The organism is Streptomyces sp. NRRL S-495, assembly GCF_000966955.1.
Lineage (GTDB): Bacteria > Actinomycetota > Actinomycetes > Streptomycetales > Streptomycetaceae > Kitasatospora > Kitasatospora purpeofusca.
Genome location: NZ_JZWY01000540.1, coordinates 1 through 26580, shown reverse-complemented (window position 1 = coordinate 26580; position 26580 = coordinate 1). Strand labels below are relative to the sequence as shown.

General features: G+C 71.9%; 22 protein-coding genes, 1 tRNA gene, 2 pseudogenes and 1 CRISPR repeat array. Of the genes and pseudogenes, 14 read left to right on the top strand and 11 right to left on the bottom strand.

Going from position 1 to position 26580, the window contains the following annotated elements; all coding sequences use genetic code 11:
- Positions 1–847 (top strand): SGNH/GDSL hydrolase family protein (locus VR45_RS26650; RefSeq protein ID WP_045942378.1); only part of this gene is annotated, 847 nt, incomplete at its 5' end.
- Between the two features lie 82 nt (positions 848–929).
- Here the strand turns inward: VR45_RS26650 and VR45_RS26645 are convergent.
- Together VR45_RS26645 and VR45_RS26640 are read right to left on the bottom strand one after the other, a co-directional pair.
- Entirely contained in the window at positions 930–3356 is a 2427-nt protein-coding gene (locus VR45_RS26645; RefSeq protein WP_045942377.1) for a lamin tail domain-containing protein, read from the bottom strand.
- 307 nt (positions 3357–3663) lie between these two features.
- The gene (locus tag VR45_RS26640) at positions 3664–4653 is read right to left on the bottom strand and encodes a LuxR C-terminal-related transcriptional regulator (protein ID WP_045942372.1); all 990 of its coding nucleotides are present in this window, start codon (positions 4651–4653) and stop codon (positions 3664–3666) included.
- Between the two features lie 446 nt (positions 4654–5099).
- Here VR45_RS26640 and VR45_RS26635 point away from each other — a divergent pair, with 446 nt between their 5' ends.
- From VR45_RS26635 to VR45_RS26625, 3 genes are all read left to right on the top strand, one after another.
- A complete protein-coding gene (locus tag VR45_RS26635; RefSeq protein ID WP_045942371.1) occupies positions 5100–5333 on the top strand; it encodes a hypothetical protein in 234 nt (77 codons plus the stop codon).
- Between the two features lie 22 nt (positions 5334–5355).
- Positions 5356–5613 (top strand): hypothetical protein, encoded by a 258-nt coding sequence (locus tag VR45_RS26630; RefSeq protein WP_159394364.1) that lies wholly within the window; start codon positions 5356–5358, stop codon positions 5611–5613.
- 234 nt (positions 5614–5847) lie between these two features.
- A complete protein-coding gene (locus tag VR45_RS26625; protein WP_052709401.1) occupies positions 5848–12054 on the top strand; it encodes a DNRLRE domain-containing protein in 6207 nt (2068 codons plus the stop codon).
- Between the two features lie 214 nt (positions 12055–12268).
- On the opposite strand, the gene VR45_RS26620 is transcribed toward VR45_RS26625, so the two are convergent.
- Entirely contained in the window at positions 12269–13372 is a 1104-nt protein-coding gene (locus VR45_RS26620) for a HoxN/HupN/NixA family nickel/cobalt transporter (RefSeq protein WP_045942369.1), read from the bottom strand.
- 308 nt (positions 13373–13680) lie between these two features.
- Between VR45_RS26620 and VR45_RS26615 the strand changes: the two genes are divergently transcribed.
- From VR45_RS26615 to VR45_RS26605, 4 genes and pseudogenes are all read left to right on the top strand, one after another.
- Positions 13681–14613, top strand: a complete 933-nt coding sequence (locus VR45_RS26615; RefSeq protein ID WP_045942368.1) for a DUF4350 domain-containing protein — start codon at positions 13681–13683, stop codon at positions 14611–14613.
- Between the two features lie 152 nt (positions 14614–14765).
- Positions 14766–15074, top strand: a pseudogene (locus tag VR45_RS49030) (CocE/NonD family hydrolase); the annotation flags it as partial.
- An 8-nt stretch (positions 15075–15082) separates the two neighbouring features.
- A complete protein-coding gene (locus VR45_RS26610) occupies positions 15083–16582 on the top strand; it encodes a CocE/NonD family hydrolase C-terminal non-catalytic domain-containing protein (RefSeq protein ID WP_234326188.1) in 1500 nt (499 codons plus the stop codon).
- Between the two features lie 44 nt (positions 16583–16626).
- On the top strand, positions 16627–17061 hold the full coding sequence (locus tag VR45_RS26605) for a hypothetical protein (RefSeq protein WP_045942367.1): 435 nt from the start codon (positions 16627–16629) through the stop codon (positions 17059–17061).
- A 15-nt stretch (positions 17062–17076) separates the two neighbouring features.
- On the opposite strand, the gene VR45_RS26600 is transcribed toward VR45_RS26605, so the two are convergent.
- From VR45_RS26600 to VR45_RS26575, 6 genes are all read right to left on the bottom strand, one after another.
- A complete protein-coding gene (locus VR45_RS26600; protein ID WP_045942366.1) occupies positions 17077–18054 on the bottom strand; it encodes a phosphotransferase in 978 nt (325 codons plus the stop codon).
- 74 nt (positions 18055–18128) lie between these two features.
- The gene (locus VR45_RS26595) at positions 18129–18542 is read right to left on the bottom strand and encodes a hypothetical protein (RefSeq protein ID WP_045942365.1); all 414 of its coding nucleotides are present in this window, start codon (positions 18540–18542) and stop codon (positions 18129–18131) included.
- A 926-nt stretch (positions 18543–19468) separates the two neighbouring features.
- Positions 19469–19993, bottom strand: coding sequence for a SigE family RNA polymerase sigma factor (locus tag VR45_RS26585; protein ID WP_045942363.1), 525 nt, complete (start codon positions 19991–19993; stop codon positions 19469–19471).
- Between the two features lie 649 nt (positions 19994–20642).
- Entirely contained in the window at positions 20643–20777 is a 135-nt protein-coding gene (locus VR45_RS50185) for a hypothetical protein (RefSeq protein WP_286163488.1), read from the bottom strand.
- Entirely contained in the window at positions 20774–21007 is a 234-nt protein-coding gene (locus tag VR45_RS26580; RefSeq protein WP_045942362.1) for a hypothetical protein, read from the bottom strand. The genes VR45_RS50185 and VR45_RS26580 overlap by 4 nt, the downstream gene beginning before the upstream one ends.
- Positions 21004–21372 (bottom strand): ATP-binding protein, encoded by a 369-nt coding sequence (locus VR45_RS26575; protein ID WP_045942361.1) that lies wholly within the window; start codon positions 21370–21372, stop codon positions 21004–21006. The genes VR45_RS26580 and VR45_RS26575 overlap by 4 nt, the downstream gene beginning before the upstream one ends.
- Before the next feature lie 258 nt (positions 21373–21630).
- Between VR45_RS26575 and VR45_RS26570 the strand changes: the two genes are divergently transcribed.
- The 4 genes from VR45_RS26570 to VR45_RS42710 all read left to right on the top strand — a co-directional run bounded on the left by VR45_RS26570 (position 21631) and on the right by VR45_RS42710 (position 23907).
- A complete protein-coding gene (locus VR45_RS26570; protein WP_045942360.1) occupies positions 21631–22479 on the top strand; it encodes a helix-turn-helix transcriptional regulator in 849 nt (282 codons plus the stop codon).
- Entirely contained in the window at positions 22476–22706 is a 231-nt protein-coding gene (locus VR45_RS26565) for a DUF397 domain-containing protein (protein WP_199926003.1), read from the top strand. Before VR45_RS26570 ends, VR45_RS26565 begins: the two co-directional genes overlap by 4 nt.
- Before the next feature lie 76 nt (positions 22707–22782).
- Entirely contained in the window at positions 22783–23007 is a 225-nt protein-coding gene (locus VR45_RS26560; RefSeq protein WP_045942359.1) for a DUF397 domain-containing protein, read from the top strand.
- A 72-nt stretch (positions 23008–23079) separates the two neighbouring features.
- Entirely contained in the window at positions 23080–23907 is an 828-nt protein-coding gene (locus VR45_RS42710; RefSeq protein ID WP_052709398.1) for a class I SAM-dependent methyltransferase, read from the top strand.
- 380 nt (positions 23908–24287) lie between these two features.
- Here the strand turns inward: VR45_RS42710 and VR45_RS26545 are convergent, their stop codons facing one another.
- Positions 24288–24785, bottom strand: a complete 498-nt coding sequence (locus tag VR45_RS26545) for a hypothetical protein (RefSeq protein ID WP_234326186.1) — start codon at positions 24783–24785, stop codon at positions 24288–24290.
- Between the two features lie 225 nt (positions 24786–25010).
- On the opposite strand from VR45_RS26545, the pseudogene VR45_RS45940 reads away from it, so the two are divergent.
- A pseudogene (locus tag VR45_RS45940) lies at positions 25011–25115 on the top strand (IS5/IS1182 family transposase); the annotation flags it as partial.
- A 47-nt stretch (positions 25116–25162) separates the two neighbouring features.
- Here the strand turns inward: VR45_RS45940 and VR45_RS26540 are convergent.
- Complete coding sequence (locus VR45_RS26540; protein ID WP_045942357.1) at positions 25163–25594, bottom strand: VOC family protein; 432 nt, start codon at positions 25592–25594, stop codon at positions 25163–25165.
- Positions 25595–25880: 286 nt separating this feature from the next.
- On the opposite strand from VR45_RS26540, the gene VR45_RS47230 reads away from it, so the two are divergent.
- Positions 25881–25998: transfer RNA gene (locus VR45_RS47230), tRNA-Arg, on the top strand.
- Positions 25999–26244: 246 nt separating this feature from the next.
- Positions 26245–26578: a CRISPR direct-repeat array (repeat unit 29 nt; unit sequence GGGACCATCCCCGCGTGTGCGGGGAGCAG).
- Positions 26579–26580: the final 2 nt, after the last annotated feature.

Below are 26580 nucleotides of genomic sequence, written 5' to 3'. Positions count from 1 at the left end.
CCCCAGCGCGCAGGCCGCCACTCCCGCCCCCCACCGCTACGTGGCGCTCGGCGACTCCTACGCGGCCGGTGCGGGGGTTCCGGGCCAGTCGGCCGGACTCTGCCTGCGCTCCGACCGCAACTACGGCCACCTGGTCGCCGCCGCCCTGAACGCCGCCGCCTACCGCGACGTCACCTGCGCCGCCGCCAAGGTCAAGTCGATCACCGAGGCGCAGTACGACGCCTTCCTCCGGGTCAACGATCCGCAGATCGACGCGGTGACCGCCGACACCGACCTGATCACCCTGGGGATCGGCGGCAACGACCTCGGCGACAGCGATCTCGGGATCGCCGACGTGATCGCGACCTGTATCGCGGGCGCCGTGGTCAACCCGCTCGGCACCCCGTGCACCGACGTCTACCACCACGGGTACTGGGACTGGTCCAGCTGGTCCTGGCAGTACGGCAACGACGACCTCGCCGACCGGATCGACCGGACCGGGCCGCGGCTCACCGACACCGTGAAGCGGCTGCGCGCCAAGGCCCCCAACGCCCGCATCCTGCTGGTCGGGTACCCCTCGGTGCTGCCCGCCGACGGCGCCTCCTGTGTCCTGCGCCAGCCGATCGCCCCGCGCGACATCCCCTACCTGCACGAGGTGCTCGGCCGGCTGAACACGATGCTGCGGTCCACCGCCCAGGCCACCGGCGCCACCTACGTGGACACCGCCACGCCCACCCGCGGGCACGACGTCTGCTCGGCCGACCGCTGGGTCGAGGGCGCGCTGCCCGGTTCCCCGGCCGTGCCCTTCCACCCGAACGCGACCGGCGAGCGGGTCATGGCCGACGCCGTGCTCAAGGCCCTCGGGTAACACTTCCGAAAGACACGCCCACAAGCCCCGAGGGGCGGTGACCGGTCCCCGGTCACCGCCCCTCGGTCGTGCTCCGCCGGCCTCACGGCTTGATGCGGACCACCTGCGGGTCGTGGTCGCTCGCCTGCTGGGCGAACTCGGCGTTGATGTGCACCACGTCGTACTTGGCGTACCCGACCTCCGGGCTGACCAGGATGTGGTCCAGCACCTGCGAGTTGCCCTGGTAGACGTACGAGTACTGCTCCTTCTCCGGCAGCTCGTTCACCAGGTCGCGCAGCACGCCGTCCTTGGTGAGCGTGGTCAGCGCGGGCGAGAACTGGTAGTCGTTGAAGTCGCCGACCGAGACCACCTTGGCCTCCTTGTCGGCGGCCAGCAGCTTGGCGACGAAGGCCTGCTCCACCGTGGCCTGGGCGACCCGCTGGACCTCCGAGGAGCGGACCGGGGCCTGGAAGCGGCTGTCGATGCCCTGGTCGCCGCCCTTGCTGTTGAAGTGGTTGGCGATGACGAAGACCTTCTTGCCGCGGAAGGAGAACTGGCCGATCAGCGGCTTGCGGCTGTTGGTCCAGGCCGCGTCGGCGGGGGCGATCCGGCCGGGCGAGGCGGTCAGCGAGACGGCGGAGCCGGTGCCGGCCACGTCGACCGCGGTGGTGGTGGCGGCGCCGCCGGGGATGTCGGTGAAGGAGACCCGCTGCGGGTTGAACAGGAAGACCTGGCGGATGTTGCCGCCGGGCTCGCCGCCGTCCTTGCCGTCCTCCGGGTCCACCGAGCGCCAGTCGTACGCCGGGCCGCCGGCCGCCTTGATCGCGGCGACGAACTTGGCGACGGTCTGGCTCGCGTCCACCGTGCCGTCGTTCTTGGCGCCGTTGTTGTCCTGGATCTCCTCCAGGGCGACGATGTCGGGCGAGCGCAGGTGGGTGACGACACCGGCGGCCAGCTCGGCGAACTTGCTGTCCGGGTTGGTGGCGGCGAGGTTCTCCACGTTGTAGGTGGCGATGGAGAGTTCGCGGTCGGCGGTCGGGGCGGTCACCTCGCGCTGGAGGTGGTTGTCCTGGAGCGCACCGAGGGTGCCGGCGACCAGGGTGTAGCCGCCGAACTGGTTGTAGTCCAGCGGGCCGTTGGTGACGCCGGTCAGCACGTCGCCCACGTTGGCGACCGGGAAGGCCTGCTGGGAGACCGGCGCCTGCTGCTGCACCATCAGCCGGCCGACGTTCGGCTCCTCGTAGGACTCGTAGAGCACGCCGCCGCGCCGGCTCTTCTGGTCCTGCTTGTCGGCGGCGACCCACAGCTCGTTGTACTTGTCGGTGGCCTGGATCACCCGGACGTCGCGGACCTCGACGAGCATGCCCTCCAGCGACTCGTAGAAGTCGAGGGTGTACTTCTCCGGGTCCAGCGCGACACCGTTGACGGTGCCGTCCGGGCCCGCCGCCGGGCTGTAGGTGCCGGGGATGTTGCGGGTGTCGACGACCACCGGGGCCGGCAGCGGGTTGCCGGCGGAGACCACGGTGACGGCCGGGTTGGTCAGCTGGGTGAGCGACTGCGAGCCGCCGTTGAAGTTCGGGTAGTACTCCGTCACCTTGCCGGTGACCAGCACCGAGTCGCCGACCTTGACGGTCGGGTTGGCGGAGCCGGTGTAGACGAAGACGCCCTCGCTGGTGGCCGGGTCGGCGTCCGGGTTCGGGTCCTGGATCCAGAAGCCCTTGGAGCCGTACGCGCGCACGCCGGTGACGATGCCGGGCACACCGGCGACGGTCTTGCCGGTGCGGTCGGACAGCCGGGTGCGGCCCTGGATGTCGTGGATCCGGACGGCGCCCGGCTCGGTCGGGCCGGTCGGGGTGGAGCCCTCGGCGACCTCGCCCTTGCTGTTGGTCGGCGACGGGGCGCCGGCCGTGAGGTCGGCGGCGTTGTCGTCGGTGTCCGGCAGACCGGCCTTGCGGGCGACCGAGGCGGTGTTGGAGGCGCCGGCCACCGAGGCGGAGCCCTCGTGGACCACGGCGGTGCCGAAGCCGACGATGTCGCGCACCCGCGGGTCGGCGGCGCAGTCGGCCGCGGTCTTGCAGGTCAGCGGGTCGGTGCCGCGGACCAGCGCGACGGTGCCGCTGGTGCCGGACAGCGCCAGCGAGCCCACCGCGTCCGGGGTGGGCAGCTCGACGGTGCCCGCCGCGCCGGCGCCCTCGCCGACCAGGTAGCGCCCGCCGGGGGCGATCGAACCGGTCAGCGGGGTGACGCCCCACTGGGAGTTCGGGCCGGGCGCGGCCGATATGTACTGGACGCTCCAGCCGTCCAGGCCGAAGGCGGCGCCGCCCTTGTTGGCCAGCTCGACGAAGTCGTTCTTCAGCGTGGCGCCCGAGTTGCCGCCACCGCCGTAGACCTCGGAGATCAGCGCGTCCGCGGACGGCGCGGCCACGGCGGCGGGCAGCGGGGCCAGCACCAGGGAGGCGGCCAGACCGGCCGGGACGACAGCCGCGCGCAGCAGGGCGCGGCGCGAGCGCGGACGGGGAGCGATGGGCATGGTCACCGGAACGGGGCTCCTAGCTCGGGTGGTGCATGGGGGTGGGTCGGCGGGGCGGTCGGCCGGACGGGTCGACGGAACGGATCGGCGGGAGACGGGTCGGCCGGGCGGGTGGGCCGGACGCATCGGCCGGTGTCCGGCCCGCTGTCCTGCTACCCGCGTAGAAATCCGCGCGGAAGTCGGGAACCGCCCCCCGCAGCGCCCCAAAGATACGCGCGTAGAAAATGACCGGACAAGAGCCTGGAGGTGAACTTCTCCAGGATCTCCGGGACGGCGACGGACCGTTACCCCGAAGCTGTGACCCCGGCTACAACCAGCCGCGCTGGGCCGCCTTCAGACCCGCCTCGAAGCGGCTGGCCGCCTCCAGACGCTCCATCAGCGCCGCCATCTGCCGCCGGACCGTGCGCACCGAGACACCCAGCCGCTTGGCCGCCGCGTCGTCGGTCAGCCCGGTGGAGAGCAGCCGCAGCAGTTCGCGCTCACCCGGGCTGAGGCCGGTGCCGGCGTCCTCGGGGCGCGGGTCCCCGCCGAGCGGAGCGGCGGTCTCCCAGGTCTGCTCGAACAGCGCGACCAGCGAGGCGACGATCCCGGGCTCCTCGGTGCACAGGGCACCGGCCCTGGTGTTCTCCGGATCGATCGGCACCACGGCGGTGGTGCCGTCGAAGACCAGCATCCGCGGCGGCAGCACCGGGGCGGTGCGCACCCGGCCGCCCAGGCCGGTCATCCACTGGGTGTAGGCGAAGGTCTCGGGGTCGTTGCGGACGCTGTCCTGGTAGATGCTGCGCAGGCTGACGCCCCGTCGCAGGGCGTCCTCGTCCAGCGGGCGGGAGGCGGCCAGGCTGGCGGCGGACTGCGCGCCGCCGGGCATCACCGCCAGGCACTCGGTGGTCAGCCGGGCGGTCAGCGTCTCCAGCTTGGCCTGGATGGCGTCGAGGCCGACCAGGCGCTCGCCACCGTCCACCAGGGTGGCCGAGCGGAGCGTGGCGTACTCCGCGACGGCGCGCGCCACGGCGGCCTTGGAGACGGCCAGCTCCTGCTGGCGGCGGGCGAGCTCCTCCTCCTGGCGGCGCAGCAGCAGTTCCAGCCCGCGCTCCGGGCTGACCGGCCAGAGCGCGCCGGGGCGTTCCCGGGAGGCGCGCAGCAGGGTCAGGTCGGCGAGGCGGTCGAGGGCGGCCCGGACGGCGGCCTCGGGGAGGTGGAGCCGTTCGCAGAGTTCGGCCACCCCGCCCTCCGGGTCCGCGAGCATCTCGCGGTACACGGCTTCCGCGGTGGTGTCCACGCCCAGCAGTTCCAGCACGTCAACGACCCCTGATCGTCACGACATCGCGTCTCATCGCGGCTCGCGACGGAATCCCGGTCCGCCCCGGCGGTTCCCGATCCTTCCTCCGGCGCTCCCGCCGCCACAAGACGTGATCCGGTCACCCGGCCCGAACCGGACCGTCCGGTCTGTTCCGCAGAGGGATCGGGCCGACCGGCGCCACCCCCGGGTTGCCGTTCCGGGGTTGCAGCAAGCTGCCTGGCCGGATGCTGCCCGGCGAACTCCCTCCCGGCGCGGACCGGGTGACGGAAGGATGCAGTCTGCGGGCAGACACCGGCCGCACACACCGGCACCACGTGTCCGACCGCACCCACCGGCACCACGCACCCGGCACCACCGCACGACACCACCGCACGACACCGCGCACCCGGCACCAACGCACCGACACCACGCCCTGAACCACCGTGCACAGAACAGGAACCTCCGTGCCGAAGCCCGTCCGGCTGCTCGCCGCCGCCGCCCTCGCACTGACCCTCGCCGCCGTCGTCGCTCCCGCCGCCTCCGCGCGGACCGCCCCGGCCGCCCCGGCCGCCGCCCTCCCCGTGGCCACTCACGCCGACGGGACGGGGATCGGCTGGGACGCCCCGGGCATCCGGGAGACCGGAGGCATCGGCTGGGACTCCTCCCGCGCCGACGGCCCCGGCATCGGCTGGGACTGACCGTTCGGTGTTCGCCGTCCAATTGACTCTCCTGGACGTCTCGGCCACGCCCGTCGGCGAGGCCGGACCCGCCGACGTCCAGGGCGCCCTGTGGGCGCGCGCGGTTCCGGGCGACGGCCTGGAACACGTCCGCGCCCGCGCCCTCCCGGGGGGTGTCGGCGTCGTGCTGTACGTCCGCGCCCCCGACCGGGAGGCGGCCGAGCTGAGGGCGTACGCCCTGCTCCGCCGCGCACTGGCGGAGGGCCCCGCGCACCGCTTCACGGTGGCGGCTCCACCGTAGGCCGCGGGGCCCTCCGCCGGGCTCGCTCCCGCCTTCCGTCCTGATTTCGGACGGTTGCTCACTCCCGCAGTTTTGGCCGATTCATGCCTACCGCTTTGACCGGCCCGTTATTGACATGCATATGCCCACAGGCATGCCCGCACGCAGGCCCGGTCCCCCGGGCCCGCACAGCCGTGCCCGAACGCGGACGCGTGTCGCCGTCGAACCCCTCACCACAGACCGTCGAGGAGCTCCATGTCACAGCCGACCGGCACACCACCCCGGCGCCACGCCGGGAACACCGTGCCAGCCGCCCCCGCCGCACGCCGCCGCAACGGCGTCCTGCGCAACACCGCCGTCGCTCTCGCCGTGGTACTCGCCGCCGAGGCCGCCGCCGTCATCATGACGACCGGTCAGGCCGTCGCGGTCACCCCCGAGGCCCCCGCCCCCAAGCCCGGCAAGGCCCTCGGCCCGGCCGAGGCCAAGGACATCGCCACCGCCCACCTCAAGGCCCGGCTGGAGAACCGCCGGATCGAGGTGACCGACGAGCGCGGCGAGTCCACCACCACCTGGATCAACCCGGACGGCACCACCACCCTGGACCTCGCCTCCGGCCCCGTCCGCTTCAAGGACAAGGACGGCAGCCTCCGGCCGATCGACGTGAACCTGGCCCAGCAGGCCGACGGTTCGGTCAAGGCCAAGGGCCACCCGCTCGGGCTCTCGCTGGCCGGCGCCACCGCGCCCGCCGCCGCGTCGAAGTTCAAGGCCGCCGGCGCCCCGGCCGGCGACCAGCAGGCCCCGGCCGTCCCCCTGGTCTCGCTGGACAACGGCAACGGCACCAGCATGTCGCTGTCCTGGCGCGGCACCCTGCCCGCACCCGTCGTCGACGGCACCAGGGCCCGGTACCAGAACGCGCTCACCGCCACCGATCTGATCATCGAGTCCACCCGGACCGGCTTCGAGCAGTTCCTGGAGCTCAAGGACCGCAGCGCGGTCGGTGCCAACGGCACCGTCACCATGACCCTGGACGCGGCCGGCCTCCAGGCCCGCCACAACGCGGACAACTCGGTCTCCTTCCTCGACCCGACGACCGGCGAGGAGAAGGGCCAGCTGCCCGCCCCGGTGATGTGGGACGCGAAGGTCGACGCGCGCAGCGGCGACCACACCCACACCGCCCCGGTCGGTCTGAAGGTCACCCAGAACGGCAACGCCGTCGACCTCACCCTCACCCCGGACGCGGCCTTCCTCAACGACCCGGCGACCCAGTACCCGGTCACCGTCGACCCGGCGGTCAACATCGGCGTCGGCTTCGACACCTTCGTCCAGCAGGGCTACGCCACCGACGTCTCCGCGCAGACCGAACTGAAGCTGGGCAACAACGGCTCCGGTCAGATCGCCCGCTCCTTCCTGCAGTTCCCGATGGCGAAGATCAGCGGGAAGCAGATCACCAGCGGCAAGCTCAACCTGTGGAACTTCCACAGCTGGTCCTGCACCGCCAAGGGCTGGGACGTCTGGGACACCGGCAGCGCCGGCACCAGCACCCGGTGGACCGCGCAGCCCGGCTGGAACCGCAAGTGGGCCACCTCCACCTCGACCAAGGGCTACTCCAGCTCCTGCAACGACGGCTGGGTCAACCAGGACATCACCTCGCTGATCCAGGCGTGGGCCGGCAACGGCAACGCCAACAACACCCTGGGCATCCGCGCCACCGACGAGAGCGACCCGTACGGCTGGAAGAAGTTCAACTCCGGCAACGCGTCCGCCAACACGCCCTACCTGTCGGTGACGTACAACACCCCGCCGGCCGTCTCCACCCTGCTCGCCCCGGCGAACGGCGCGCTCACCGGCGACGCCACCCCGACGCTCTCCGCCAAGGCGACCGACCCCGACGGCGGCAACGTCCTGCTCGACTTCGAGGTCTGGGCGGCCAACGGCACCGCGGCGCTGCAGTCCGGCCACACCGCCTACGCGGCCTCCGGCTCCACCTTCACCTGGACCCCCGGCACCGCGCTGCCCGCCGGCGGCTACAAGTGGCGCTCCCGCTCCTGGGACGGCACCGCCAACAGCGCCTGGTCCGCGTTCCGCACCTTCACCGTGGACACCACCGCGCCCGGCGTCACCACGATCGCCTCCGGGGACTTCCCGGCCGGCCAGTGGGCGGGCACCCCGGACGCCAACGGCGACTACAGCGGCAACTTCACCCTCACCCCGCCGACCGGCGACGTGAAGGACGTCCAGTACAAGCTGGACGGCGGCTCCTGGGTCACCGCCGCCACCACCGGCACCCCGGTCACCGCGAAGCTGACCTTCAAGGCCGGCGCCCACACCGTCACCGCGCACAGCCGGGACGCCGCGGGCAACGTCTCCGCGGACCGGACCTACACCTTCTACGCCGGCAAGGGCTCCGCCCTGGTCGCCCCCGGCGCGGGCGAGCGCCCGGCCCGCCGCACCTCGCTGCAGGCCGAGGGCAACAGCACCTACACCGGCGTGCGCTACCAGTACCGCCGCGGCGAGACCGACGCCTGGAAGGACGTACCGGTCGCCAACGTCACCACCACCGGCGGCCAGCCGGTCACCGCCTGGCCGTTCGCCGCCCCCGGCGGCAAGCCGGCCGCGCTGACCTGGAACATCACCGACACCCTGACCGAGAACGGCCCGGTCGACGTCCGCGCGGTCTTCACCGACGGCACCGCCACCGACGCCACCGAGCCCAACACCGTCACGGTGGACCGCAACGCGGGCACCGCCCCGGAGACCGGGGTCGGCCCGGGCGAGGTCAACACCCTCACCGGCGACCTCACCCTCTCCGAGACCGACGCCGAGGGCTTCGGCCTGCACGCCGAGCGCTCCTTCTCCTCCCGCCGGCCCACCAACGGCGCGGCCCAGGAGGGCCAGGCGGCGATCTTCGGCCCGCAGTGGAGCTCCGGCACCACCGCCGAGATCACCGACGCCGACTACTCCTACGTCCGGCAGACCTCGGCGACCTCCCTCTCGGTGGTCTCCGCCGACGGCTCCGAGGTCGGCTTCACCGCCACCGGCGCGGGCGGCTGGAAGCCCGAGCCCGGCGCCGAGAGCCTCACCCTGGCCGGCGGGTTCACCGGGGCCTTCACCCTGAAGGACACCGAGGGCACCACGGTCACCTTCGCCAAGGTCGACCCGGCCGCCACCACCTGGCAGGCCTCCGGCTCCTCGCTGCCCAGCGACAACTCCACCACCTCGGTGGTCTCGGAGAAGGTCGTCACCGGCGGCAAGACCCTGGCCCGCCCGAAGTACGTGGTCGCGCCCACCTCGGCGACCGCTTCCGCCAACTGCGCCGCCGTGCCGTCCACGGCCGGCTGCCGGGTGCTGGAGTACGTCTACGCCGACGCCACCACCGCCACCGCGTCCGCCTTCGGCGACGTGGCCGGCCAGGTGAAGCAGATCCGGCTCTGGTCCACCGACCCGGGCGCCTCCGCCGCCACCCCCGTCGTCGTCTCCCAGTACGCGTACGACGACCAGGGCCGGCTGCGCGAGGTCCGGGACCCGAGGGTCGGCCCGACCCCGAAGGCCGCGTACGGCTACGACGCCGCCGGCCGGGTCACCAGCGTGACCGAGCCCGGCGAGCTGCCGTGGACCCTGGAGTACGGCAAGGCCGGCAACGCCGCCACCGCCGGCGAGGGCATGCTGCTCGCCGCCTCCCGGCCCACCCTCAAGCAGGGCAGCAAGGACGTCACCGACGGCACCGCGACCACCTCGGTGGTCTACGACGTCCCGCTCAGCGGCGCCAACGCGCCGTACCCGCTGGCGCCGTCCGACGTCGCGGCCTGGGGCCAGACCGACGCCCCGACCGACGCCACCGCCGTGCTGCCGCCCGACGCCGTCCCGTCGACCCACGACGGCAAGGCGCTCGGCACCGCCGCGTACAACCGCGCCTCGGTGACCTACACCAACGCCTCCGGCCGCGAGGTCAACACCGCCACCCCCGGCGGCGGGATCACCACCACCGAGTACAACGCCTTCGGCAGCCAGGTGCGGACCCTCTCCGCGGAGAACCGCGTCCTCGCCCTGGCCACCACCGGTGACGGCCTGAACAAGCTGCGCGCCCTCGGCATCGCCGGCCGCTCCACCGCCGACCGCGCCCAGGTGCTCTCCTCCACCTCGGTCCACTCCGCCGACGGCAAGCGGCTGGTCGAGCAGTACGACCCGCTGCAGCTGGTCACCCTGGAGCACGACCTGGCCGCCTCCGGCACCTCCCCGGCGCTCACCGCCGGCGCCGAGGTCGCCGCCCGCGCCCACACCGTGAACACCTACGACGAGGGCCGCCCGGCCACCGCCTCGGTCAGCGACAAGGCGACCTCGGTGACGGTCGGCGCCCGGATCGACGGCTACACCGCCGACGCCGACACCCGGAAGACCGCCACCGGCTACGACTGGGCCCAGGGTCTGCCCACCCAGTCCGTCCAGGACCCGGCCGGGCTGAAGATCACCACCAGCACCGGCTACGACGCCAGCGGCCGGGTAACTTCGCAGAGCCGCCCGAACTCCAACGGCTCCGACGCGGCCACCACGGTGACCTCGTACTACGGCCCGAACGGCACCGGCGCCTGCGCCGGCCACCCGGAGTGGGCCGACCTGGTCTGCTCCATCGCCCCGGCCGCCCAGATCACCGGCGGCGGGAGCAACCCGGCCCAGCTGCCGACCAAGACCTTCCAGTACGACCGCTGGGGCAATGTCTCGGTGCTCACCGAGACCGCCAACGGCGTCACCCGCACCACCACCCGCAGCTACGACGCGGCCGGCCGGCCGGTGAAGGTCTCGGTCTCCGGCGGCACCGGCACCGCGGTCGCGGACACCGTGCTCGGCTACGACCCGGTCACCGGTGAACTCGCCACCATCGACAACGGCAAGGCCGTCATCACCCAGGGCTACGACAAGCTCGGCCGCCAGGTCTCCTACGACGACGGCGCCGGCAACGTCACCACCACCGAGTACGACAAGCTCGACCGGCCGGTGAAGAAGTCCGACTCGGTGCCGTCCACCGTCAGCTACGGCTACGACACCGCCAAGGACCCGCGCGGCCTGCCCACCTCGCTGACCGACTCGGTCGCGGGCACCTTCACCGCCTCCTACGACGTCGAGGGCCGGCTGGTCGCCCAGACCCTGCCCGGCGGCAACACCCTGACCAACAGCTACGACAGCCGGGGCATCCAGACCGGCAAGACCTACACCAACCAGGCGGGCACCGTCCTGCTGGCCGACAACGCGGACTACACCGTCCACGGACAGCAGGCCGGCCGCACCCAGTCCGACGGCAACAGCACCACCAGCGGCTACACCTACGACGCCACCGGCCGCCTGACCAAGGCCGCCGACAGCACCGGCCTGGCCTGCTCGACCCGGACCTACACGTTCGACCGGAGCAGCAACCGGACCAACCGCACCGGCGTCACCGACGACTGCGACCCGGCCACCCAGGACGCCGTCACCAAGTCCGAGAACCACGGCTACGACACCGCCGACCGGCTCACCGACGCGGGCTACGCGTACGACGCCTTCGGCCGCACCACCACCCTGCCGAAGGGCACCCAGCTCGGCTACTACGCCAACGACCTGGTCCGCGCCGAGACCCTCGGCGACACCCGGAAGACCTGGGACCTGGACGCCTCCGGCCGCCTCGCGGTGAGCACCACGGAGACCAAGGGCACCGACGGCACCTGGGCCGTCACCGGCCAGGACACCAAGCACTTCGACGGCGCCACCGACAGCCCGTCCTGGTCCAAGGACGCGGCCGGCAAGCTCACCCGCAACGTCCTGGACCTGACCGGCCGGCTCACCGCCGCCACCGGCACCGACGGCGGCGCGGTCCTGCTGCTGACCAACCTGCACGGTGACGTCTCGGTCCAGATGTCGCCCGACGGCACCCAGGACCTCGCCGTCTACCACTACGACGAGTACGGCAACATCGTCGACGCCACCGGCTCGACCGAGTACGGCTGGCTCGGCGGGGCGCAGCGCGAGGGCGACAGCCTCTCCGGCCTCACCCTGATGGGCGTCCGGCTGTACGACCCGGCCACCGGCCGGTTCCTGCAGACCGACCCGGTGCTGGAGGGCTCGCCGAACGCCTACGGCTACCCGGTCGACCCGATCACCATGGACGACCTGACCGGTATGTCCTGGCGCAAGAAGTGGGTCGCCTACTTCAGCCGCGCCGAGGGCAACACCATCGGCACCCTGCTCTACGTCTCCGGCAAGATCAGCCAGGGCATCTCGAAGATCCTGCGGAAGCTCCCGCACTGGGCCGCCCGGGCCGCCGGCTACGTGCTGTGGGCGCTGGCCTACCTGATGAAGAAGGTCGGCAAGCAGTTCATCAAGGCCGCCAACAAGCGGGGCAGCCACGGGGTGCGGTTCACCTTCGGGATCTGGCGCTCCAGCCACTGGTGGGTGCCGGACCGTCCGATCTACCGGGTGGACCCGCGGTACTGAGCCGGTCGGTCTTCACCGAGCCCGCGCTGAGCCCGCACCGAGCCCGCACCGAGCCCGCACCGAGCAGGTCGGCTCCGCGCGGAACCTCTGATCGGCGCTCCACCGTTGTGACATCGAAAGACAGGTAAGGCCGGGCCCCGGAGGTTCTCCCCCGGGGCCCGGCCGCTTTCCGTTCCCGCACGCTCCCTGGCGCCGCTGCTCGCGTCCCGGTCGGCTACTCGCCCTTGTCGGCGGCCGCGGCGGTGAGTCCGGCGGACCACTTCTCCTCGACGTTGCCGAGCTTCCAGTAGGCGATCGCCGCCACCCAGGTCAGCACGAACAGGCCGACGATGGCGTAGCCGACGAAGTTGAGGTCCAGCTCGCCGATCCAGGCGACCGGCCCGCTGCTGATGTCCAGCTTCTCGCCGAGCAGCCCGATCAGCTCGATCGAGCCGATGACCAGGGCGACCAGCACCGAGAGCCCGGTGACGGTGAGGTTGTAGTAGATCTTCCGGACCGGCTTGGAGAACGCCCACTCGTAGGCGAAGTTCATGAACGAGCCGTCGATGGTGTCCAGCAGGCTCATTCCGGCGGCGAACAGGACCGGCAGCACCAGCAGCGCGTACCAGGGCAGCTGGAACGCCGCCGCGCCGCCGGCCAGCACCAGCAGCGACACCTCGGTGGCGGTGTCGAAGCCCAGGCCGAACAGCAGCCCGACCGGGTACATGTGCCAGGGCTTGGTGACCGCCCTGGTCACCCGGCCGAGGATGCGGTTCATGAAGCCGCGCTTCTCCAGCTGGGCCTCCAGCTCGGCCTCGTCGAACTCGCCCTCGCGCATCCGCCGGAAGACCTTGAGGATGCCGTTGAACGCGCCCAGGTTGATCAGGCCGAGCGCCAGCAGGAAGGTGCCGGAGACGGTGACGCCGATCAGGCCGGTCGTCTCGTGCAGGGTGGAGCCGTCCTCCTCGACCTGGCCGGCCAGCGAGCGGATGCCGAGGGCGAGCAGGGCGCAGAGGCCGAAGACGATGGACGAGTGGCCCAGCGAGAACCAGAAGCCGACCGACAGCGGACGCTTGCCCTGGCCCATCAGCTTGCGGGTGGTGTTGTCGATGGCGGCGATGTGGTCGGCGTCGAAGGCGTGCCGCATGCCGAGCGTGTACGCGGTGAGCCCCATGCCGGCGCCGAAGACCTGGCCGCCGACCTCGTAGTGCTCGGGCGCGATGACCGCGAGCAGGGTGAACCAGCCGATCACGTGCAGCGCGAGGATGAAACCACCCATACCTGCCAGGCGGATCCACTCCTCACGGGTGAGCCGGTCGCGCCAGCGGGGGCCGGTCATCGGGGGTCCTTTCGTGGGGCCGTAGCGGCTCCGGGACGCCGGAGCTGGGCCATCCTTCCTTCTGGTTGTAATTAGTTGCAAGTCATGCGCAATTACGACCTGATTACCGGGTGGCGGACGAACAGGACGTCCCCGGACATGTCGCTGGGGCGACCTCGGGGTGACCCCGGGCAGACCTCCTCGCCACCCCCGGGCAGAGATGGTCATGAACCGTACAAGCGGCTGTAACCCGACGCGCCTGGAAGACGCCGTTCTACGCGCGGATACTCGGTCGTCCCGCACCCCAACCCCCTCCGGAGGGACGGCACATGATGCTCCGTCGAAGCACGCTCGCGCTGGCCGCGTCCGCCCTGCTCGCCACCGGCCCGCTCGCGCTCACCGCCCCCGCCCCGGCCGCCGCCGCGACCTCGGCGCTCCCCCACCGCGTCCTGTTCGACAACAGCAAGGCCGAGACCGCCGGCAACGCGGACTGGATCATCTCCACCGCCCAGCCCGACCCGCGCACCCAGAACGCCAACCCCAGCACCGAGAAGAGCTGGACCGGCGCCCTCTCCGCCTGGGGCGTCGCCCTCCAGAAGACCGGCCAGTACAGCCTGAAGACCCTCCCGGCCGGCTCCACCATCAGCTACGGCACCGGCGCCGCGCTCGACCTCGCCAACTTCGACACCTTCGTCATCCCCGAGCCGAACATCCGCTTCTCGGCGGCGGAGAAGTCCGCGATCATCCGTTTCGTGCAGAACGGCGGCGGGCTGTTCCTCATTTCCGACCACAACCAGAGCGACCGCAACAACGACGGCTGGGACTCCCCGGCGATCATCAACGACCTGTTCACCAACAACGGCGTGAACAACAACGACCCGTTCGGCTTCTCGGTGGACGTCAAGAACATCTCCACCGACAACCCGCGCGCCGTCAACGACGCCGCCGACCCGGTGCTGCACGGCCCCTTCGGCACCGTCACCGGCTCGATCCTGCGCTCCGGCACCACCTTCACCCTCAAGCCGGCCGACAACCCCAAGGTCAAGGGCATCGTCTACCGCACCGGCTCGTCCGGGAACACCGGCGCCTTCTTCGTCACCAGCGGCTACGGCAGCGGCCGGGTCGCCGCCTGGGGCGACAGCTCCCCCGCCGACGACGGCACCGGGCAGTCCGGCAACAACCTGTTCAACGGCTGGGACGACCCGGCCGGCACCAACGCCGCCCTCGCCCTCAACGCCACCGCCTGGCTGAGCAAGGCCTGAGGCCCGCAACTCCCCGGGACGTCCACTCCCCGGGACGTCCAGTCCCTGGGGCGTCCAGTCCCTGGGGCGTCCCGTCGCTGGGGCGTCCCGTCCGCCGGGCGCGCGGCCGCTTCCTCCCCTACTGTCGGAATGATCCGCACCGACGGGACCCGATGGGAGCGGCCATGCCCTCGTACCCGCACCGCACCACCCGCGAGGACCTGCGCGTCCCCCTCCCCGACGGCACCGAGCTGTACGCCCGCCTCTGGCGCCCCGCGACCGACACGCCCGTCCCCGTCGTGCTGGAGTACTCCACCGGCCGCCTCACCGACTGGACCGCCACCGAGGACGCCCGCCGCCACCCCTGGTTCGCCGGCCACGGCCACGCCGCCGTCCGGGTCGACGCCCGGGGCCACGGCAACTCCGGCGGACTGCCGGCCACCGCCTCCTCGGCCGACCTGCTCGTCGAGGACGGGGCCGAACTGGTCCGGTGGCTCGCCGACCGGCCCTGGTGCAACGGACGGATCGGCCTGCTCGGCACCGGCGCCCGCACCGCCTCGGCGGCGCCGTCCTCGCCGCCGACGGCCACACCCGCGCCACCGCCCACCTCGCCGACGCCGCCCGCCCACCGGACCCGCTGTACGTCGGCGACGACTGGCGGGCCCTGTGGCTGGCCCGGCTCGACGCCCTCGAACCCCCGCTCGCCGACTGGCTCGACGCCCCGGCGGCCCCCGCCCCGGTCGCGGCCGTCCCCACCCTCGCCGTCGCCGGCTGGTCCGACCCGTCCGCCGCGGCGGTGCTCGCACTCGCCGAACGGTCCACCGCCGCCGTCCCCGTCCGCGCCGTCCTCGGCCCCTGGCCGCACGGACTCCCCGACGAGCTCCTCCCCGAGGCCCTGCGCTGGTACGACCACTGGCTGCGCGACCTCGACACCGGCGCCCTCGCCACCCCCGCCCTGCGCAGCTGGCTCGGCACCCGCTGGTCCGCCGACGACCCCTGGCCGTCCCCCGGCGTCCGCCAGGTCGGCTACGGCCTCGACGGTCCGCTGCGCGCCGCCGGCACCGCCTCCGAGGACCGCTGGGTGCGCGTCCGCTCCCCCCAGCACACCGGCCTCAACGCGGGCGCCTACGTCCCGCACGGCCGCCCCGCCGACCGGCCGCCGGACCAGCGCGAGGAGGACGGCCGCTCGGTCTGCTTCGACTCCCGGCCGCTGCCCGAACCGCTGGAGCTGCACGGCTCCCCGGCGCTGACCCTGCACCCGGACCCTTTGAGCGGGGGCGCCCTGGTCGCCGCCCGCCTCTGCGCCGTCGCCCCGGACGGCACCTCGACCCTGCTCACCCGGGGCGTCCTCACCCTCCCGGCCGCCCCGGCCGCCCCCGCCGACCCCGACCCGGTGCTCGTGCTCGCCCCGGTCGGCGCCACCGTCCCGCCCGGCCACCGGCTGCGGCTCACCCTCTCCTCCACCTACTGGCCCTGGCTGTGGCCCGGCGCCGACCCCGACGGCTTCGCCGTCGACCCCTCCCGCTCCGCCCTCACCCTCCCGGTCCACGACCCGGCCGCCAGCACCGACGCGGCCCCCTTCCGCTCCCCCACCCTCCCCCTGCCGCCCCCGCTGCACCTCACCGAACCGCTCACCGCCCGCCCCGAACGGGTCACCGTCCACGACATCGGCCGCCGCGAATGGCGCACCGAACTCTCCCCCGCCACCGACGGCACCCGCACCCACCCCGACGGCCTGGTCCGCGCCGAACACACCGTCACCGCCTACCGCGTCCTCACCGCCACCCCCCTCAGCGCCCAGGCCCGCACCGACCGCACCCTCCGCCTCGAACGCCCCGCCCTCGGCTGGGACATCACCCTCCACACCCGCACCGAACTCCGCTGCGACGCCACCCACCTGCTCGCCCACACCCAACTCCGGGCGGAGGAGGCCGGCAACGTGGTGTTCGAGAAGGAATGGCATCAGCGCATCCGCCGGGACGCAACCTGATCAACCCTGCCTGCGAGGCAGACATCCGAGCTGGTGTGGATGTCATGACTGCGGCCTACGAGGAAATCCCCTTCAGCGAGCTGCTCCACCGGCCCGCTGCCACCACCAGCAGACTCGACGGCGTCCGCGCGCTCCGGCTCCGCCGCCGCGACGCCGGCGACCTCGCTCTGATGCGGGTCGACCAGCTGGAACAGGACACCACCGTCGTCGACTTCAGCTCCCGCCTGCTCGGAGGACTGCTCCGGACCGGCAACACCGCCGTACTCCGGGCCGCCCTGCCCGACGCCCTGCCCTGGGTGACATTCCTCCCCGAGGAGGACGTGGACGAGCTGATCAGCGAGCTGGTGGACGTCGCCCGCGGCGCGGTCGCCCTCGACAACCTCGCCCCGATCGCCCTCCTGCTCACCCAGTGGCGCCACACCGCCGAGGTCCACGCCGACCCCGCCCTGTACACCCTCCTGACCCAGGAGACGGTCTGACGCCGGCCGGCGCCCTCACTCCACCAGGGCCAGCGCCGCCACCAGGTTGTACTCGGCGATCTCGCGCATCATGGCGCGGTGCGGGAAGTCGCCGTCGAGGAGGCGCAGCGGTCCGGCGACCAGGGACAGGCGGATCGCCAGCCCGTAGAGGTCCAGGCGGTGCCGGTCGAGCCCCTCGGTGCCGCCCAGGCTCGGGTAGTGGTCCCCGAAGCGGATCCGCAGGAAGACGTGCTCCCACTCGGCGTCGAAGTGCATCAGCCCCTCGATGTCGATCAGCACCGGTTCGCCGGCGGCGTCCACCAGGACGTGGTCCGGGCCGAGTTCGCCGTGCACCAGCCCGTAGCCGCCGCCCCGGGGAGCGACGGCCGCCGCGCGGGTGTGCAGACCGTCCGCCAGACGCCCCCGGGCGGTCGCGATCCGGTCGTCCCGGCCGGCCGCCTCCGCGAGATCGGCGAGCGCGCGGTCCAGCACCAGCTGTGCGGGCGAACTCCCCTTCGACACACCGCCGTTGTCCAGCAGCGCGAGCTTCCCCCAGCTGGGTGCGCGGTGCTCGCCCAGCACCCGCAGGGTGTCGGCGAGCCGCGCCAGCACCGGTGCTGCGGCCCGCGGGTCCCGCTCCAGCAGCGCCTCCAGGTTCTCCCCGCCCAGCCCGGTCACGTCCTCGACCACCGCGACGTCCGCCGGGAACCGGGTGCGGCTCCCGTCCAGCAGGTGCACCCGCGGCGTCCTGACCCCGAGCGCGGTCAGCCGGCGGTGCGCTGCTCCGAACAGCGCGACCCCGGAGGCGTGCGCCAACGGGTCGGCGTCGTCCGCCGGTTCGTCCGCGCCCGGCCAGTGGTTCTCGGCTGCGCTCCACACGTACGCGACCGCCGTCCCGCCGTCCTCGAACAGCAGCCGGTGCACGCCCTTCTTGCTGCCCCCGCGCAGCCGCTCCACCCCGGCCAAGCGCCGCCCGCCGCCGAATGCCTCCCGCGCCACCCCGGCCAGGTCCATCGCCGATCCCCCTTGTCCTGCCGCTCCCCCGTGCGGAGCGGCAGGACAGCATAGGGGAGGGGGCGGAGGAGGCGTCACCGGCGCCAGTCGGGGGCCATGACCATGGCCCTCAACTGCTCGACCGAGAGCGCGGGTTGACCCGGCCGGTACGTACGGTCGTCCTCGCCGTTGCCTTCACTGATCAGGATGTTCCGCCCGTCCGGGTAATACACCCACGCCACCCAGTGCAGGAGCGGATCGACGGCGCTCTTGCCGTTGCCGAACTGGTTCATGACGACCAACGAGCCGTCGGGCAGCGACTGCCTGACCTCCAGCGGCGTCGGCGTGCCCTCCTCGGCCCCCTTCTTGAACTCGATTCCGCGCGGCCCGGCCGGCTCCACATGGATGGTCAGCCTGCTGGTCCGGCCCTCGTACTCGACCGTCACGGCGCCGTTCTCCGCGTCCCGTCCGACCTCCTTCGCGCCGGTGGGCAGCAGCCCGGCCAGCACCGCGGCCAGCTCCGGCAGCGACTCCCCGGGTGCGGGGGAGGCGATGCTGGGGGACGGCGGGGCGGTGGACGCNGGAGGGCGTCGACGGCGGGGCGGACACGGGGGACGGCGGGGCGGCGGACGCGGTGGCCGTCGACGGCGGGCGCTCCGATCCGGACGGCCTGGGAGCGTTCGGGTTCGCCGGTATCGCCGCGACCACCCTCCCCCACTCCGGCGCGGTCACCGCGGCGGCGAGCTGTGCCGCGTCCAGCGGCGGCAGTTCCCTGGTCGGGTTCGCCTGGCTCCCGTTGAACTCGACCAGCCTGATCACCGTGCCGTCCGGCATCGCATAGACACCCCGCCACTCCCGCTGGCCGGTGAACGTGGCATCCCGGGCCTTGTCGATCACCAGCACCGACCCGTCCGGCCGAACGGTGCGGTCGCAGGAATCCTTCGGCCTCACCGACGGGTCGATGCAGACGGCGGCCCGCTCGGGCGTCTGCGCTCCGCGTTCGACGAAGTAGTGGATCGAGCTCACGCCCTTGCCGTCGTCGTAGTCGAACAGTCCCAGGGCCAGGTGCGGGTCGCTCGACGGGTCCGCTTCGCCCGGAGTCGACGCGGTCGCGTCCGTCACAGCGCCCGGCGGCAGCAGACCGGCCACCAGCCGCACGACGTCGGCGCCGGTCATCGGCGGCTCCGCGGCCGGACCGAACAGTCCCAGGCCCGGCCCTCCGGTGAACGCCCCCACACTGCCGACCACCAGCACGGCGAGCGCCGCACCACCGGCCACCGCGGCCCGCCGCCGGTTGCGCCGGCGCCGTCCGAGGCGCTCGGCCCCGGCAGCCAGGGCGAACAGCCGCTCGTCGGGCGCCAGAGTCGCCGCCCCACGCAGCTCCCGGGCGAACCGCTCCTCGAACCCGGCTCCGATGTTGCTCTCGAAGTCGTTCTCAACCGGCATGACGCAGCACCTCCTGGTCCATGAACGCCGCCCCCAGCTTGTCCCGCATCCGCGCCAGCGCCCGGCTGCTGCGCGAACGGACGGCGACGCTGCTCAGCCGCATCGCCGCCGCCGTCTCCTCCACACTGCGGTCCTCCCAGTAGCGCAGCACCAGCACCGCCCGGTCCTGGGGCGGCAGTTCGCCGAGCGCCCGGAGGAGGGTGAGCCGCAGGGCCGGGTCGGGGTCGGCGACCGCGACGTCCGGCAACACGTCGGTGACCCGCTCGGTGCTGCTGCGCCGACGGCGGTGCGAGAGGAAGGTGTTGACCAGGACGGCCTGCGCGTAGCCGCTGGGATTGTCCATGCGCGAGATCCGACGCCACTTCACGAAGACGCGGCCGAGCGCCTCCTGGACGAGGTCCTCGGCGAGATGCGCGTCACCACCGGTAAGGAGGAACGCCGTCCGCAGCAGATGACGCCCCCGCGACGCCACGAAGGCCGGAAAGTCGGGCGGCGCCCCCTGTATTTGCTCCATGCCCTACTAACGCGATCACGCGGCGGTCTTGTGGCACCGGGTTTCCGGCGGCCGATCCTCGCACAGCGACTACGCCGGTCCGAGGCCGGCGGGAGGAACGGGGGCCGGGTCCACCTGAGGGCTTGGGGCAACGAACTCTTCGACTACCAACGGGCACCGGGGCACAAGTTCGGCTCGGGCTCCCGCCCCTTCGCCGAAGGGGCGGGAGCCTGGAACCTCACGTCGATGCGGCGTGCGCGGGGAGAGCCGAGACAGGTCTTGCCGGTGACCTTGGGAGCAACCCCGAGCGTGCGGGGAGCAGCGGAGACCACTCGGGACAAGGTCCACGCGAATGGGACCAACCCCGCACATGCGGGGAGCAGATCGACCTGAAGGGCGGTATGGAGCTGGGTCTGGGACCAACCCCGCGCATGCGGGGAGCAGCCGACGTCGAAGATCGGCGCCGGGAGCGCCCGGGGACCAACCCCGCGCATGCGGGGAGCAGTCGAGGTCCTGGTCGTCGAGGGCGGGTACGTAGCCCCGGCCAACGTGGTCGCGCGGTGGTCTTGCGGCAACCGCCGTCCGGCAGCCGATCCCCGCACATGCCGGCCATAACGTGCCAAGGCCGTCCGACACCTGCCCCCGAACGGCCTTGGTGGGCGTGGCGGTGTCAGTCCGACAACTCGTCGTCCTCCGGACGCCCGGGCATCCGCAAGGCCAGGCGGACGCCGAGGACGACGGTCGCCAGGGCGAGGAGGGCGAGGAAGGAGAGCGCGATCCCGACGAGCAGCCGGGCCGCGTTCACGGCCGGTCCTCCAGCAGGGCGAGGAGGTTGAGGAGGGTGGCGGTCGGGGCGTTGCCGAACCGGACCAGCACCCGGCCGTCGACCAGGCCCTCGGCAGTGGCCGAGGGCCAGACGATGCCGAGGGCCTTTCCGCGCTCGTGGAGTTCGAGCAGCAGCGCGTCGACCTCGGCCTCGGAGTAGGTACGGATGCGCGGGTCGTGGGGCTCGATCGGCCCGTTGGCGGCGCTCACGCGGCGGCGTCCAGCTCGAACCAGACGGACTTGCCGGACCTGCGCGGGTCCGCCCCGAACCGGTCCGTGAGCGAGCGCACGAGGTGCAGTCCGCGCCCGGAGAGCGCGAACGGCCCGTCCGCCGCTCTCTGCTCGGGCAACTTCGGACACCCGTCCGCGACGGACACCCGGAGCACCCCCTCCAGGAGCACGACGACGACGAGCGGAGCCGGCGACCCCCCGTGCTTCCAGGCATTGACGAACAGTTCACACAACGCCAACTCGGCGTCACCCAGGACGGAGCCGGCCCACCCGGCGCGCACGAGCACCTCGCGCAACTCCTCACGGGCGACGGACCAGTCGGGGGGCAGGGGGAGCGTGGACATACGGAGACCTCCGTAGGGGGGCGAATGAGTCTCTGACGGCGAACCCCGGCAGCACATTGCGCAATCGACGCCTACGCAGAGCATGCGGTTCGCTACGCTCAGCATGGCGCCCATGCGACATGAAGCGCAACTCATTCGCCGCAACTCGCATCTATGCATATCGAACCTGAATTCGGCTGCCTAGACTGCCTGTTGCCGGTAGCGCGGATGCCCACAACGCGGGCAGACTGGTCAGCTGACAGCTCAGGAGGGGTCCATATGGCGGTCTCGACCGTTCGTCGACGGAGGCTTGGCGGCGAACTGCGGAAGCTACGGGAGCAGCGCAAGCTCACGGCGGAAGTGGTCGCCGAGGCCACCGGGATGAGTCAGCCCAAACTGACCCGGATCGAGACCGCCCACACCGCAGCCAAGATCGAGGACGTCAACAAACTCCTCGACTTCTACGGCTGCGACGACCAGGACTTCCGCGCCGGTCTCATCGCCATCACCAAGGACGGCAGTAAGCGCGGCTGGTGGCTGAGCTACCGCGATGTCATCAACGCCACCGCGAACGATTTGATCCTCCTGGAGACCGACGCATCGACCTACAAGACATACGAACCGGCCTTCATCCCTGGCCTCTTCCAAACGCCGGAGTACGCCCGCATCGTCATTGAGCGGCTGCGCGTTCGGTCCGGCGGTACTGTCGACGACCTGGTTCAGGTTCGGATGGCGCGCCAGCATATCCTGACCCGCCCGAATCCGGTTCAGGTGTGGGCGGTCATCCATGAAGCCGCACTCTGTGCGAATTCCAACCGCCCGGACATCATGGCACCGCAGCTCGACCGTCTCCTGACTCTGAGTCGGCTTGCGAACGTCAATATCCAGGTGATGCCCACAAATGCCGCCATTCACCCAGGGATGAGCGGTGCGATGGCACTCATGGGCTTCCCTCAGCGGCAGGACCTCGATGTGGTGCTCGTCGAAGGTCTGATCAGCAGCCTCTGGGTCGAGGAGCCCGCCGATGTGGAGTTGTACCGGGGCAAGTTTCAGGAGATCACGGCGGAGGCCCTGCCCGTGGACTCGTCGCTCGACTTCATCACCGCACAGAGAGACAAAATCAAGTGACCCATCCCTCCCCCGACGCTTCCACCACCGGGCCGATCTTCAGGAAGTCGAGCTACAGCGGCGGCGATGACAACTGCGTCGAGGTCGCCGCACTGCTGAGCGTCCCTGCCGCCTTCTTCCGTGATTCCAAGGACCGCTCAGGACCTTCGCTCTCCTTCACGGCCGAGGCCCACACTTCCTTCATCGCAGCAGTCGCGACGGGTGAGTTCGACTTCGACCTCTTCTGACAGCACCACGGAACCCCTCGGCCCGGCGCGCCCTCCGGGAGCGCCGGGCCGCCGATCCAGCGAGAGATAGCGCCACATGCCACACATCGCCAACGCCGCTTCCCTCAAGGCCACCTTCCACAAGTCGTCGCACAGCGGCGGCAACGAGAACTGCGTCGAGCTGGCCACCGATCCGCCAAACCACGTTGCCGTCCGGGACTCGAAGGACCCGTCGGGTCCGGCTCTCCTCTTCACCCCCGCCGCACACACCGCGTTCATCACCGCCGTGACCGCAGGCGAGTTCGACTTCGACCTTCTCTGAAGGTCCCCCTACCTCCCTCCGGCCCGCGCACCCCACCCGGTGCGCGGGCCGCCCTGCTCCGAAGGGAACCTCATGTCCTCCTCCCCCAACCCCCTCGACATGACCCGCCGCCAGGTCTTCGGCAGCATCGCCGAGATATACGACACCGCCCGCCCCGGCTACCCCGACATCCTGGTCTCCACCGTCCTGGACTACGCCGACCTCGGCGACCGCCCCGCCCTCGAAGCCGGAGCCGGCACGGGCAAGGCCACCGTCCCGTTCGCCGCCGCCCTCAACAGCCCGCTCACCTGCGTCGAACCCGACGCCCGCATGGCCGAGGTCCTGCGCCGCAACACCGCGGCCCACCCCCATGTCCGCATCGAGGTGAGCAACTTCGAGGACTGGCAGCCCGGCGGCACCCGCTTCGGGCTCCTCTTCGCCGCGACCTCCTGGCACTGGATCGACCCGGCCCGCCGCTGGGACCTCGCCCACGACCTCCTCGCCCCGGGCGGAACCGTCGCCCTCTTCTGGAACCCCCTGGGCATCCGCGACCCGGACCTCCACGCCGCCCTCACCGAGGTCGACCGCCGGTACGGACTCACTCACACCCCGCACGCCGTCCTCGCCTCCTCCTTCGGCGAAACCCCGGGCCACTGGCCCGACATGCTCGGCCACTGGCCGGCCGTCGACTGCGCGAAGGACGCCCGCTTCACCGACCTCCGCTCACTGCGCTTCCGCGAGGACAGCCACTTCGCCACCGACCACTACCTCGACTACCTCTCCTCCATCTCCCTCTACGTCGCCCTCCCCGCCGAACGCCGCGCCCAGGCCCTCGCCGACACCGCCGCCGTCCTCGACGCCCACGGCGGCCGCATCGACGTCACCCACCTCCACGACCTCTTCCTCGCCCGCCGCACCTGACCCCCGCCGCGCCGACCAACGGGCCCCGATCCACCCCCGCACGTGCGGGGAGCAGTGCGCCTTCGGATCTTTACGCCGTAAAGGCCGGTACCACCCCTGAAGGCCACTCCCGGGCGAAGCCACACCCGCCCGGGGTTCACATCGCTCCCAATCTCCGCCCCTGCCGAATCGGCAGGGGCCCGAATACCGGTGCGCGCAGGAAGTCGGCGCATCCGACTTCCTGCGCAGGCACCCGAAGCAACAATCCACCCCCGCAACCCCGGAGCCGACCCAGCTCCAACGGTCGGGAACCCGACGTCAACCGACTCGGCACCTGAACGGTGAAGCCGTTGGGCACCGCACCGGGCCTACCGGAAAGCCGATCCCGCCAGCCCGGAGTCTCAGCCGTACGGGCTCCAGTCGCCGAAGCGGGCGAGCAGGTGCAGGGTGTCGTCCTCGTTGAGGCCGAGTGCGGCGGCGGCCTCTTCGGGGCTCGTCTTGGCCCGCACGTCGTGGGCCGGCCAGTACGAGGCCCGGACGGCGGTCACCTCCAGCAGCCGGGCGGCCCTCACCGCCGCCAGAGGCGATTGCTGGGCCAGCTTCTCGATCTTCTCCGAGACGAGGCGCAGCAGGTCGGTGATGTCCTCCGGGACAGCAATGGCCGACTTCTCCACCGTGCTGGTGTGTCCGTCCCACCATTCCATCTCGCATTCTTCCGCGAGATCTCCAGCGGCTACCCGAAGGTTCTGCTCGCCGATCTGCTCCCAGTCGAGCGGGTACTCGGTTCCGGTCCAGCCGCACGAACACACGGCACGCAGGGCGTGCGCCTTGGGGGTGAGGCCGAAGCGGCCGTCGTAGACGCTCCACTCCGAGGTGGTCTGCCCTCCTGCTCCGGACAACTGGGGAAAGAAGGCAGGCTCTGGGACTGTGCCGTCGGGCAGTAGTACGCCAATAGAGCCTTCGTGCGAGGACCCGAATTCGTCCGTGGTCCATGTTTCCCGTTCAGCCATCGACGGCCCTCCATCGTCGGCCTGGTCGGCACGGCCGTTCGCCGCGCCTCGTGGCCAACGATCCCGCAGCGGGCGCCGGTGTACTGGCGGAACGCTGAAAGTCTTCCTATTCCCAGGGCACGGGAGGAATCCGGGGCCAAGGCCGCCGTCGGCCGGACAATCACGATCGCCGACGGCGGCTGCCCCGGAACCGGCCTCGTCGTCCCGCGTCGAGCACGCCTTCGCCCGGCCACGCGATGCACGGCGTTGGAGTCTCGGAGGAGCAATCAGGCAAGGCAGAACTCGTTGCCCTCGATGTCCTGCATCGTGATGCACGACTCGTTGACGCCATCGGCGCGCTGCGTCAGCACGTGCTTTGCGCCGAGCACCGTCAGCCGTGCGCATTCGGCCTCGAGTGTGGCCAGGCGCTCGTCACCCACGAGCCCGACGCCGGCCCGCACATCGAGATGCACCCGGTTCTTGACGACCTTGCCTTCGGGAACTCGCTGGAAGAGCAGGCGCGGGGCCACGCCCGAAGGATCAGTGCATGCGAAGTAGACCGCATCCTCGGGCGGCAGCGAGCGGAAGCACTCCTCCCACGTGGCGAAGCCCTCCGGGACCGTCGGCATGACGTACCCCAGCACCTCGCACCAGAAGGCGGCGAGGCTCACCGGCTCCGCGCAGTCGAAGGTCACTTGGAACTGTTTGATCGTTGACATTGGCGCACAATAACAGGGGACCTTCTCATCTCCCCAGGTCAGGAGGGTCGCACGTGGTCCGGAGGAGGGCTGCTGCCCGCTGTCGTGTGAGGGAACCCGGCCGGCGCCACTCCCGTGCTGTCGAAGAGCAGTTACGGGACAACCTTCAGCCGATCGTCAGAAGATCGGCGCCCGGCCCAGCACAACGGTCCGCACCCCGCTGTCGCTGCTGGATAAAGAATCGCTACGCCAACGCCGTCCCGCTACCTTGTCCCGGAGCGGGAACGCGCGCATTCCCGCAGGCTGCGGTGCCGTGGCAGAGCGGCCCATTGCGATCGACGTGGGCGATGCCCCGCTCACGTCGACTGACGGAGACGGGCGGGCCTGTCCCTATCTGTCCGCGGGTTCGAATCCCGTCGGCACCGCAGCCGACCTGGAACTTGTGCAACGCCTCTGCTGCGGTGGCGGTCCAGGTCCACAGCCCGCGCGTCTTCTACGCCGGGCGGCTCGAACCCGAACCGGACCACGGGATCGGGAGCCTTGTACCCCACCGTCCTGCGCAGGAAGTCGACGTATCCGACTTCCTGCGCAGATGTCCAAGCCACAATCTGCCCCTCCCCAGACGTGTGCGGGGAGCACACCGGCTGGAAGCTCTCCGATTTGGCCGAGGAGGGACCATCCCTGCGGGTGCGGGGAGCAGAGCGGCCAGCCGACCACCGAGGAGAACGTGGCGGGACCATCCCCGCGTGTGCGGGGAGCAGGGGTGGGTGGTGCGCTGGCACCGGTTGCCCCAGGGACCATCCCCGCGTGTGCGGGGAGCAGGTATCCGATGGAGGAGATCGGCGAGTTGGGCAGGGACCATCCCCGCGTGTGCGGGGAGCAGCCGGACCAGATCTCCAGACCGCCGCTGACCGTGGGACCATCCCCGCGTGTGCGGGGAGCAGCCTAAGGGCGCCCCACGCCCCCGCTGCGCCCCGGGACCATCCCCGCGTGTGCGGGGAGCAGGG

What these genes read in the sequence shown, in the direction of transcription:
- VR45_RS26645 (WP_045942377.1), bottom strand. Translation starts at nt 3,356, where the DNA reads ATGCCCATCGCTCCCCGTCCGCGCTCGCGCCGCGCCCTGCTGCGCGCG.
- VR45_RS26625 (WP_052709401.1), top strand. Translation starts at nt 5,848, where the DNA reads ATGTCACAGCCGACCGGCACACCACCCCGGCGCCACGCCGGGAACACC.
- VR45_RS26620 (WP_045942369.1), bottom strand. Translation starts at nt 13,372, where the DNA reads ATGACCGGCCCCCGCTGGCGCGACCGGCTCACCCGTGAGGAGTGGATC.
- VR45_RS26615 (WP_045942368.1), top strand. Translation starts at nt 13,681, where the DNA reads ATGATGCTCCGTCGAAGCACGCTCGCGCTGGCCGCGTCCGCCCTGCTC.
- VR45_RS26605 (WP_045942367.1), top strand. Translation starts at nt 16,627, where the DNA reads ATGACTGCGGCCTACGAGGAAATCCCCTTCAGCGAGCTGCTCCACCGG.
- VR45_RS26600 (WP_045942366.1), bottom strand. Translation starts at nt 18,054, where the DNA reads ATGGACCTGGCCGGGGTGGCGCGGGAGGCATTCGGCGGCGGGCGGCGC.
- VR45_RS26585 (WP_045942363.1), bottom strand. Translation starts at nt 19,993, where the DNA reads ATGGAGCAAATACAGGGGGCGCCGCCCGACTTTCCGGCCTTCGTGGCG.
- VR45_RS26575 (WP_045942361.1), bottom strand. Translation starts at nt 21,372, where the DNA reads ATGTCCACGCTCCCCCTGCCCCCCGACTGGTCCGTCGCCCGTGAGGAG.
- VR45_RS26570 (WP_045942360.1), top strand. Translation starts at nt 21,631, where the DNA reads ATGGCGGTCTCGACCGTTCGTCGACGGAGGCTTGGCGGCGAACTGCGG.
- VR45_RS26560 (WP_045942359.1), top strand. Translation starts at nt 22,783, where the DNA reads ATGCCACACATCGCCAACGCCGCTTCCCTCAAGGCCACCTTCCACAAG.
- VR45_RS42710 (WP_052709398.1), top strand. Translation starts at nt 23,080, where the DNA reads ATGTCCTCCTCCCCCAACCCCCTCGACATGACCCGCCGCCAGGTCTTC.
- VR45_RS26540 (WP_045942357.1), bottom strand. Translation starts at nt 25,594, where the DNA reads ATGTCAACGATCAAACAGTTCCAAGTGACCTTCGACTGCGCGGAGCCG.